We start from the raw sequence: 8,549 nt of genomic DNA, 5'->3' as shown, positions 1-8,549 counted from the left end.
TAGCTGTTCACAGCAGAAAATACAATAATTTCCCTATGCGTCCGCTTAACTGGAAATCTCCTTCTGATTACATCAAAGCTTTCCTCGAATACGGTCAAGTTTTTTGATTTAATTTGTCTCGCATCATTGACAAACCAACATATAAAATGAGCTGAAACGGCTGTTTGCTATTGATTATCGGGGCAAACTGTGGTATCATATGATTGTAAAACAGTTACCGAACTAAGGAGAAGAATATGCCAACTACTCTTTTCAGTGAAATAGAATATTTAAAGGGCGTTGGAAAGGCTCGCGGGGAGAAATACCGCAAGCTCGGCATAAATTCGCCCTATGAGCTTATATATCATATTCCCCGCGATTATCTCGATTTCCGCACCCATGTGCCGATACAGCAGGCTGTGCTCGGCGAGTACAACGTTCTGAAGCTGACCGTAACGCATAAGATGCCTCCTCAGCGCATAAAGGGCGGACTTGTCATATGCAAGGCGGCGGCTACCGACGGCATGGACGATATCCTTATCGTCGTATATAATAATGTCTATTATTTTCAGGCTCTGAAAGAGGGCGGAACTTACTATATGTACGGCAAAGTGGCAGGGAATTTCCTGCGCAAGGAGATAAGCTCGCCTGTGTATATCAGCGCAGATGAGCAGGTGCTCATACAGCCTATTTACCACCTGACACAGGGGCTTTCCGTGAATATGGTACGTGCAAATATGCGTCAGGCACTGGAAATAATGCGCAGAGAACCCTTCGAGACTCTCTCTGACGCTGTTTTGCAGAAGTATCAGCTGTGTCCGCTCATGTGGGCGCTGGAGAATATACACTTTCCCGAAAGTGAGCTTGCTGCGGAGACTGCAAGGAAGCGCCTTGCCTTTGACGAGCTTCTGAAATTGCAGATAGGTATGATGGCCATGAAGTCAAGAAGCCGCAGGAATACCGCTTTCAAGATGAACAGCGCCGTCAATGTGGGCGAGTTCACCGAGGGACTGCCCTTTGAACTCACCGACGACCAGAAAAAGGCTGTGGGGGAGATAACTTCCGACCTTTGCCGAAATGTGCCCATGAACAGACTTCTGCAAGGTGATGTGGGAAGCGGAAAGACTGCTGTGGCTGCTGCGGCTTGCTTTTTTGCGGCAAAAAATGGAGTACAGTCAGCTCTTATGGCACCTACCGAGATACTTGCTTCTCAGCATTTCCGTACCCTCAGCAGTTTCCTTGAGCCATTTGGCGTTAAGGTCTGCCTGCTGACAGGTTCTATGACCGCGAAGAAAAAAGCGGCTGTCCGTGAACAGATAGCCGCAGGGGAGATAGATGTGGTCGTCGGAACTCACGCCATAATACAGAAGGACGTGGACTATAAGTCGCTGGGACTTGTCATAACCGACGAACAGCACCGTTTCGGCGTTGCTCAGCGAGCAGCTCTTGCCGAAAAGGGCGATGCTCCGCACAAGCTGGTAATGTCGGCAACTCCTATACCGCGCACACTTGCTCTGATAATCTACGGAGACCTTGATATATCCGCGATAACTCAGCTCCCGAAAGGCAGAAAGCCCGTAAAGACCTACGCGGTCACGGGAAAGCTGCGCAGCAGAGCTTTCGGCTTTGTGCGAGAGCGCCTTGACGAGGGTCGGCAGGCGTATGTGGTATGTCCCATGATCGAGGAGAGCGAAAGCGAGCTTTTCGCGGTAAAGACCTATGCGGAAAATGCTGCCAGCGGTGACCTCAAAGGCTATACCACGGCACTTCTCCACGGAAAGATGAGGGCTGCGGAAAAGGACAAGACCATGCAGAAATTCCGCAGCGGCGAGATACAGGTGCTTATCTGCACAACGGTCGTTGAGGTAGGAGTCGATGTGCCGAACGCGGCAGTTATGGTAATTGAAAATGCCGAGCGCTTCGGACTTTCTCAGCTTCATCAGCTCCGCGGACGAGTGGGCAGGGGAAGCTTCGAGAGCAGCTGTATACTCATAACCGACAACACCACCGAGGACTGCGTTAAGCGTATGAAGATAATGTCCTCCACGTCGGACGGCTTCAAGATATCTGAGGAAGACCTGAAAATGCGAGGCCCCGGAGACTTTTTTGGTAATGCCCAGCATGGACTGCCGCCGCTTAAAATAGCGGATATCGCCTGCAATATGGAGCTTATGAACCGTGCTCAGACCTGTGCGAAGGAGCTTCTTGCAGATGATCCGATGCTGGAAAAGCCTGCGAACCGAGCACTGAAAATGGATATAATGCGTCTTTTCAGCAAAGACATTATCGGCTGATCTCAGCCGTGCAGGGGCTGATATTATCCGCCTGTTCATCTATCCCCGCAAACTACATAATATTGACAAAAACAGCACCCTATGATATCATAGGGTGCTGTGTATAGCGGCAGGCGGTTCAATCTTTCCTCGGGGACGAGGTGGTTGAGATGGAAATAATGGAATTGCTAACTTTACTTATAGTTGTAATAGAAATTATCAAGCTCAACGATAAAAGGAAATAACCGCCCCAGTTCCGAATAGGGCGGTTATTTTCTAATAACTTTACTATTTGAGGAGAACCGCTTTTGTTTACTGTAAGCCGTTTTTCTTGTCTGTCATGTTCAGACCTGCCGCAGCTGTTGTGTTGAGCTTTGCTTTTACGGCCTTGATGCTCTGGAGATTTCTTGAATAGTAATTCTCTGTATCGTTGAGCATCTTTGCAACTGATGCAGTAGCGTTCTGCTGGAGATTCTTTGCAGCAGTCTGTGCCTTTGTGAGCATATCCAGAGCCTTCTTCTTAGCCTCTGTTACGATAGCTTCTCTTGATACTATCTGTGCAGCTCTTTCCTCAGCCTTGCGGATAATAGATTCTGCGTTGAGCTTTGCTTCGTTGAGTATGCGCTGACAGTCGAACTCGATCTTCTTAGCTTCCTTGAGCTCGTGAGGCATATTGAGACGAACGTCATTGATAAGCTCTCTCATGCGCTCTCCGTCGATAACTTTCTTATGGGATACAAAAGGGACTGTGGACGCTTTATCGAGAAGTTCGTCCATTTCTTCTAAAATCTCATCAATGCTCATAGTAATTACCTCTCCTTAATTAGTCTTTGTTTTATATCGTCAAGTATCATTTCGGGAACAAAATGGCTTATATCACCGCCGAAGTATGCTATCTGCTTTACTAAGCTTGAACTGAGGTACATATTCTCTGTAGCTGTTGTCAGGAAGACCGTTTCAGCGCCTGCGTACAGCTTCTTGTTGGCAAGAGCCATCTGGAATTCATATTCAAAGTCGCTGACAGCGCGAAGACCCTTTACTATAGCTACAGCGCCCACATTTCTCACGTAATCCGCAAGGAGTCCGTCGAGTATGTCTATCACCACGTTATCGAGATTGTGAGTGACCTGTTCTATCATGAGCATACGCTCGGTAGCTGTAAAGCTGGGCTGTGCTTTGCCTGCGTTTCTGGATATAAGAACGATGACCTTATCAAACAGCTTTGATGCTCTTGTAATAATGTCGAGATGTCCGAGGGTGACAGGGTCAAAGCTGCCCGGACAAACGGCGATCCTTCGCATTATTCAGCCACCTCCTCAGCGGGACGGTAAAAGATCGAGACATTGATCTTGCCGTAGTGGTAAGTTTTTCTCAATATCAGACCTTCGGGAGCAGTCGGTTCGGCTGCTTCCTTTTCGTATTCACATATTATCATACCTCCGCTGCGGAGTTTTTTTGCCGCAAAGGGGAGGATATTGTCAATATGGTTGTGGTGGTAAGGCGGATCAAGAATGATGATATCGAAGGTCTGGGCGGTCAGCTTTATATAATCGTAGCTGTCGCGGTTTATGACCTCAGACACACGTTCAAATCCTGTATTCCGCAGATTCTCGTTCACGCACCTTATGGAGCGGAGCGAGCTGTCGATAAATACTGCATGAGCAGCGCCGCGGCTGAGGGCTTCGATACCCATCTGACCGCTTCCTGCAAAAAGGTCGAGGACGCGAGCTTCTGAAAGCTCAAACTGAACAGCTGAAAAGATGCCTTCCTTGACCTTGTCGGCAGTAGGTCTTGTTTCAAGGCCTTCCGGCGCAACAAGTTTACGGCCTCTTGCAATGCCTGTAATAACTCTCATGTTAAGTGCTCCGAAGCCGCAGAGTGATACTGCGGTTTCCGCATTTACGGTATACGGTTACCGATTTATTTATTCTTTATTATATATTATTTTTCGTGAATTGTCTATATTGTTTCATAAAAATAGGTGAATTTGACTAAAAAAACTTTCTCCGCTTTGTCGATTATATATACTGTAAATAGTGATTTGATGCGGAAATATGAACTTTTTTTGGCTATTTCGATACAGCTATTGACAAGCGTGTATATAAATGATATAATGTATATAACGTATATATACATTATGAGGTGGACTATGGATATTATTATCAGTAACTCATCGGGTGAGCCTATTTATTCTCAGATATCTTCTCAGATAAAGGGACTTATCCTCAACGGTACGCTGAAAGCAGGGGACGCTCTGCCTTCTATGCGTACTCTCGCACAGCAGCTCCGCATAAGCGTTATCACTACGAAACGCGCCTATGAGGACTTAGAGCGTGACGGCTTCATCGAGTCGTATACGGGCAAGGGCAGCTTTGTCAAGGGACAGAATACCGAGCTCCTGCGAGAGGAGTATCTCCGACAGACAGAAGCTCTCCTGACGCAGGTCTGCGAAAAGGCGAGACAATGCGAGCTCAGTCTCGATGAACTTAAAGAGATGCTTGAACTTATTTATGGAGGGGCAGAAAATGAAGGATTATGAAAATGCTATTGAAATTAAAGGTCTGACCAAGAAATATGACGGTTTTACCCTCGATAAAGTCAGTTTCAGTGTGCCAAAGGGCAGCATTATGGGCTTTATCGGTCAGAACGGTGCAGGCAAGACTACTACCATAAACGCAATACTTAATATTGTAAAGAAGGACGAGGGAGAGATACGCTTGTTCGGGCTCGACCACGAAAAGGACGAGTACGAAGCTAAGAAGAATATGGCGGCTGTATTTGACGAGCTGCCTTTCGACGACAGACTCAACGCTATCGCTATCGACAAGATACTCCGTGAGATCTACGAGGAGTGGAGCACGGATACGTTTTTCGGCTATCTTGACCGCTTTGCACTGCCGAGGAAGAAGAAGTTCGGCGAATTCTCGAAGGGCATGAAAATGAAGCTCCAGATAGCTTCCGCACTTTCTCACAATGCAAAGCTTCTCATTATGGACGAAGCTACAACAGGTCTCGACCCTGTTGTAAGAAACGAGATACTTGACATATTCCTTGAATATTTGCAGAATGAGGATCACTCTATCCTTATGTCCTCGCACATAACCTCAGACCTCGATAAAGTAGCCGACAGCGTTACCTTTATAGATAAGGGAAAGCTGCTCATAAGCGGCTACAAGGACGATATCCTTGACAGTCACGGCATACTCAAATGTACAAAGGACGACTATAAGGAAATAGCTCCCGAGGACATTGTAAGTGCGCGTATTAATGATTTTGGTGCAGAAGTAATGGTTTCAGACAAGGCGGCTTGCAGCCGAAAATACTCGGGCGCGGTCATAGACAATGCAACTCTTGAGGATATCATGCTTTACTATGTAAACCGCGGCAAAAAGGAGTGGAGATGAATGAAAGGGCTTATCTATCGTGAATTTTATCTCAGCCGCAAGTCTGTTTTTTTGATGCTTCTGGTATATGTGCTGTTTGTTTTTATGCTTTCGCTGGTCATGATAAGTACATATGCAGGAAATCTTGCTAAAGATCCCGAAGCGGACGAGATGTGTGAATATTTATATTCGTCGATGTACATTTATGCAGGATTTATAGCTATAATAGGTGTTACATACGGTCATAATGATATAATCGAAAAGGATTATAAATCGCACTGGCAGCTTTATTCCTATACTCTGCCTGCTGATGAAAAGAAGATAATAACATCAAAGTTTGTTTATCGCGGCATACTCATTTTATTTGGATTCATGCTTGCTGTACTGGCAGATGCAATATTCTCGATAGCTGCGGGAAAGCCGCTTAGTATGAGTCATTTCAAGAACACACTTATTCTGCTTTTGGGCTATGGTATGTTTTGTATGGCGGATATCCCCATGATGCTCAGATTCAAGACGCAGGGAAAATCAGCAGCTGTTATAATGCCGATAGCAACACCTTTTATGGCTGCGTTCGGCTATGGAACATACAGATTTGTAAAGCTCTGCACTGCCGAAGCAAAGAGGCTCTATCCAAATATGGACGGCGATGCGGCAATGAAAAAAGTTGCTTATTCGTATATTATGCCGTACCGCGATATTGCAGTATGGATATTGCCTGTTCTGGCAGCTGCGGCAGTAGTTCTGTGTTATTTCTGGGCTATAAAAGAAATGAAAAGGAGGCGTTACTGATGACGGGGCTTCTTTACAATGAACTTAAACTGAACTGGAAAAAGCTTCTGGGATTTTTTCCTGTTGTGATCGCTTATCCCGTTATGATAGTGATAGTAATGCTTACAACGAAAGATGATATTTTAGATGATTCAGGTACGGGACTTGATTATCTTATGCTGGGACTTGGTGCATTTATCGCATTTTTGATAGGCGGAGCTTTTGAGGATTCGCTTTTCAAAGAAGGTGAACGCAAGAAGTGGGCGTATTTCGTCACATCGACTCCTACAGGCGTAAAAGGACAAATGGGCGCAAAGTATCTGCTTACAATGATCTTCTCGATGCTTACAGTGACCGTGCTTGTTCTGTGCAACGGTCTGGCAATGGAAAGCGATATGGAGGTACATGATTTTTCTGTAATATATGTGCTTTTCTTCTATGTACAGCTCCTTATGAGAGCGGTGGAGTATCCGCTCATGACGCGTTTTGGCAGCAAAACGGGCAAAGACGTAAAAATACTCCTTATTGGCGTGATATCTCTTATATTATTTATCTATGCACTTTTCGGCGATACATCGGAATTTTCGGATATGTCTAATTTCTGGGAAAAGCTTTTCAAGATTTTCGGTGATCCCGAAAAAACTAAAAAGATAATGCTGTGGTTCAGTATCGGCGCTGTTGCAATACTTCCGATATATTATCTTTCATACAGACTTGCTGTTAAGTGGTATCTGAAAGGAGTTGAGCATTATGCAAAATAAGAAGAAAACTCTCCTCCGTATAGTATTATATCTTATATTGGCGTATGTGCCCGTGTACATACTCGGCTTTGTGTTCTCGGACAAAAAAGGCGGACTTACAAGTACTTTTGCAGGAAATACGCTGATGCTCTATCCTGCAATAGCTGTTTTCATCACGAGAATAGTGACGAAAGAGGGCTTCCGCGATGCATACCTCGGCTTCGGAAAAAGAGACAGCGGAAAATATTACGCGGCAGCTGTAATATATCCTGTAGTTCTCCCGTTTGTGAGCGGACTGATATTACATTTATTTGTCGTAAAAAACGGCAGCTTGTCCGAAAGCATGATAGCTAATGACGGAGTTCCGGCGATTTCTTCGTTATTACTTTCGATAACAAGCGGCTTTGCACTTGCTATCCACGGCTTCGGAGAGGAATTCGGCTGGAGAGCTTACCTCACTCCCAAGCTGGAGGAGCTTATGCCCACGCCTGCTGCGATAGTTGTTACGGGCGTGATATGGGCGCTCTGGCACGGGCCTTTCCTTGCTTACGGCTATGACTTCGGCAGAGATTACGACTTTTTCCCTTACGGCGGATTCATTGCTATGATAGTTATGTGCATATTCTGGTCTGCTATACTTACATGGCTCACAAAGCGCACGAATTCGGTATATCCTGCGGCACTGTGCCATATGCTCGCTGATACCGTTCTTACACCTAACCTTATGCTGTTTGTTTATAATTCGGACGGCGAACCGTTTGAGCTGAGAACGAATGAGTACTGGAGGGATATTATTTCAGTGTTCCCGATGATTATTGTGTGCGGAACTGCTGCAATGATACTCTTATGTAAAAAGAAAAAAGAACTTGTAGGTCATAATTAAGATCTTGGGGCGGACTTTTTTGTCCGCCTTTTGTTTTTGCGGACACCATAAGCTAATGGCTGACAGCTGAAAGCTATCAGCAAAAAATTCTGGGATTTTTCAAAAAAAGTCTGGTTTTTAAGAGCAGCTTCATATTTTTTTGAATTTTTTTTGCCCGAAAAATAGCCTTTTCCAGACTTTTTTAAAAAAATCTGAATTTTTTTTCAAAAAACGCTTGACAAATCTCTTAAAGCGTGATATAATTATTATCGTCGTCAGGGAGAAACACTTCAAACGACAGAATAAAAAGGAATGCGATGTGGGGGTTTAGCTCAGCTGGGAGAGCATCTGCCTTACAAGCAGAGGGTCACAGGTTCGAGCCATGTAGTCCCCACCACATTGGCCTCGTAGTTCAGTTGGTTAGAACGCCTGCCTGTCACGCAGGAGGTCGACAGTTCGAGTCTGTTCGGGGTCGCCAACACGCTTCTGTAGCTCAGTCGGTAGAGCAGGGGACTGAAAATCCCCGTGTCGTTGGTTCGAT

At 45.4% G+C, this 8,549-nt stretch carries 9 protein-coding genes and 2 tRNA genes; 8 read left to right on the top strand and 3 right to left on the bottom strand.

Annotated elements, in window-relative coordinates:
• Nucleotides 1–236 precede the first annotated feature (236 nt).
• Nucleotides 237–2,273 carry an ATP-dependent DNA helicase RecG gene (gene recG / locus K6G33_RS08680; protein ID WP_296778397.1) on the top strand — a complete coding sequence of 679 codons (2,037 nt, stop codon included), beginning with the start codon at nt 237–239 and terminating at the stop codon, nt 2,271–2,273.
• Between the two features lie 291 nt (nt 2,274–2,564).
• Here the strand turns inward: recG and K6G33_RS08675 are convergent, their stop codons facing one another.
• Genes K6G33_RS08675 through rsmD form a run of 3 tightly spaced genes read right to left on the bottom strand, consistent with a single transcriptional unit; the run spans nt 2,565 to nt 4,107 of the window.
• Nucleotides 2,565–3,056 (bottom strand): vacuolar-type H+-ATPase subunit H, encoded by a 492-nt coding sequence (locus tag K6G33_RS08675; RefSeq protein WP_296778394.1) that lies wholly within the window; start codon nt 3,054–3,056, stop codon nt 2,565–2,567.
• A gap of 5 nt (nt 3,057–3,061) precedes the next feature.
• Nucleotides 3,062–3,553 carry a pantetheine-phosphate adenylyltransferase gene (gene coaD, locus K6G33_RS08670; protein WP_173449897.1) on the bottom strand — a complete coding sequence of 164 codons (492 nt, stop codon included), beginning with the start codon at nt 3,551–3,553 and terminating at the stop codon, nt 3,062–3,064.
• Nucleotides 3,553–4,107 carry a 16S rRNA (guanine(966)-N(2))-methyltransferase RsmD gene (rsmD, locus tag K6G33_RS08665; protein ID WP_296778391.1) on the bottom strand — a complete coding sequence of 185 codons (555 nt, stop codon included), beginning with the start codon at nt 4,105–4,107 and terminating at the stop codon, nt 3,553–3,555. The genes coaD and rsmD overlap by 1 nt, the downstream gene beginning before the upstream one ends.
• 294 nt (nt 4,108–4,401) lie before the next feature.
• On the opposite strand from rsmD, the gene K6G33_RS08660 reads away from it, so the two are divergent.
• The 7 genes from K6G33_RS08660 (at nt 4,402) to K6G33_RS08630 (ending at nt 8,486) form a co-directional block, all read left to right on the top strand.
• Nucleotides 4,402–4,791, top strand: a complete 390-nt coding sequence (locus K6G33_RS08660) for a GntR family transcriptional regulator (protein WP_296778388.1) — start codon at nt 4,402–4,404, stop codon at nt 4,789–4,791.
• Entirely contained in the window at nt 4,778–5,656 is an 879-nt protein-coding gene (locus K6G33_RS08655; protein WP_296778387.1) for an ABC transporter ATP-binding protein, read from the top strand. Before K6G33_RS08660 ends, K6G33_RS08655 begins: the two co-directional genes overlap by 14 nt.
• Nucleotides 5,657–6,427 carry an ABC-2 transporter permease gene (locus tag K6G33_RS08650; RefSeq protein ID WP_296778384.1) on the top strand — a complete coding sequence of 257 codons (771 nt, stop codon included), beginning with the start codon at nt 5,657–5,659 and terminating at the stop codon, nt 6,425–6,427.
• A complete protein-coding gene (locus tag K6G33_RS08645) occupies nt 6,427–7,167 on the top strand; it encodes an ABC-2 transporter permease (RefSeq protein ID WP_296778382.1) in 741 nt (246 codons plus the stop codon). The genes K6G33_RS08650 and K6G33_RS08645 overlap by 1 nt, the downstream gene beginning before the upstream one ends.
• A complete protein-coding gene (locus K6G33_RS08640; protein WP_296778379.1) occupies nt 7,157–8,029 on the top strand; it encodes a CPBP family intramembrane glutamic endopeptidase in 873 nt (290 codons plus the stop codon). Before K6G33_RS08645 ends, K6G33_RS08640 begins: the two co-directional genes overlap by 11 nt.
• Nucleotides 8,030–8,329: 300 nt before the next feature.
• Nucleotides 8,330–8,405: transfer RNA gene (locus K6G33_RS08635), tRNA-Val, on the top strand.
• Between the two features lie 4 nt (nt 8,406–8,409).
• Nucleotides 8,410–8,486: transfer RNA gene (locus tag K6G33_RS08630), tRNA-Asp, on the top strand.
• The last annotated feature ends 63 nt before the right edge of the window (nt 8,487–8,549 follow it).

It is taken from the genome of Ruminococcus sp. (genome assembly GCF_024691275.1).
In the GTDB taxonomy this organism is placed as follows: domain Bacteria; phylum Bacillota; class Clostridia; order Oscillospirales; family Ruminococcaceae; genus Ruminococcus.
Note: the sequence above shows the minus strand (reverse complement) of the source record. Positions and strands in the feature narration are given on the sequence as shown.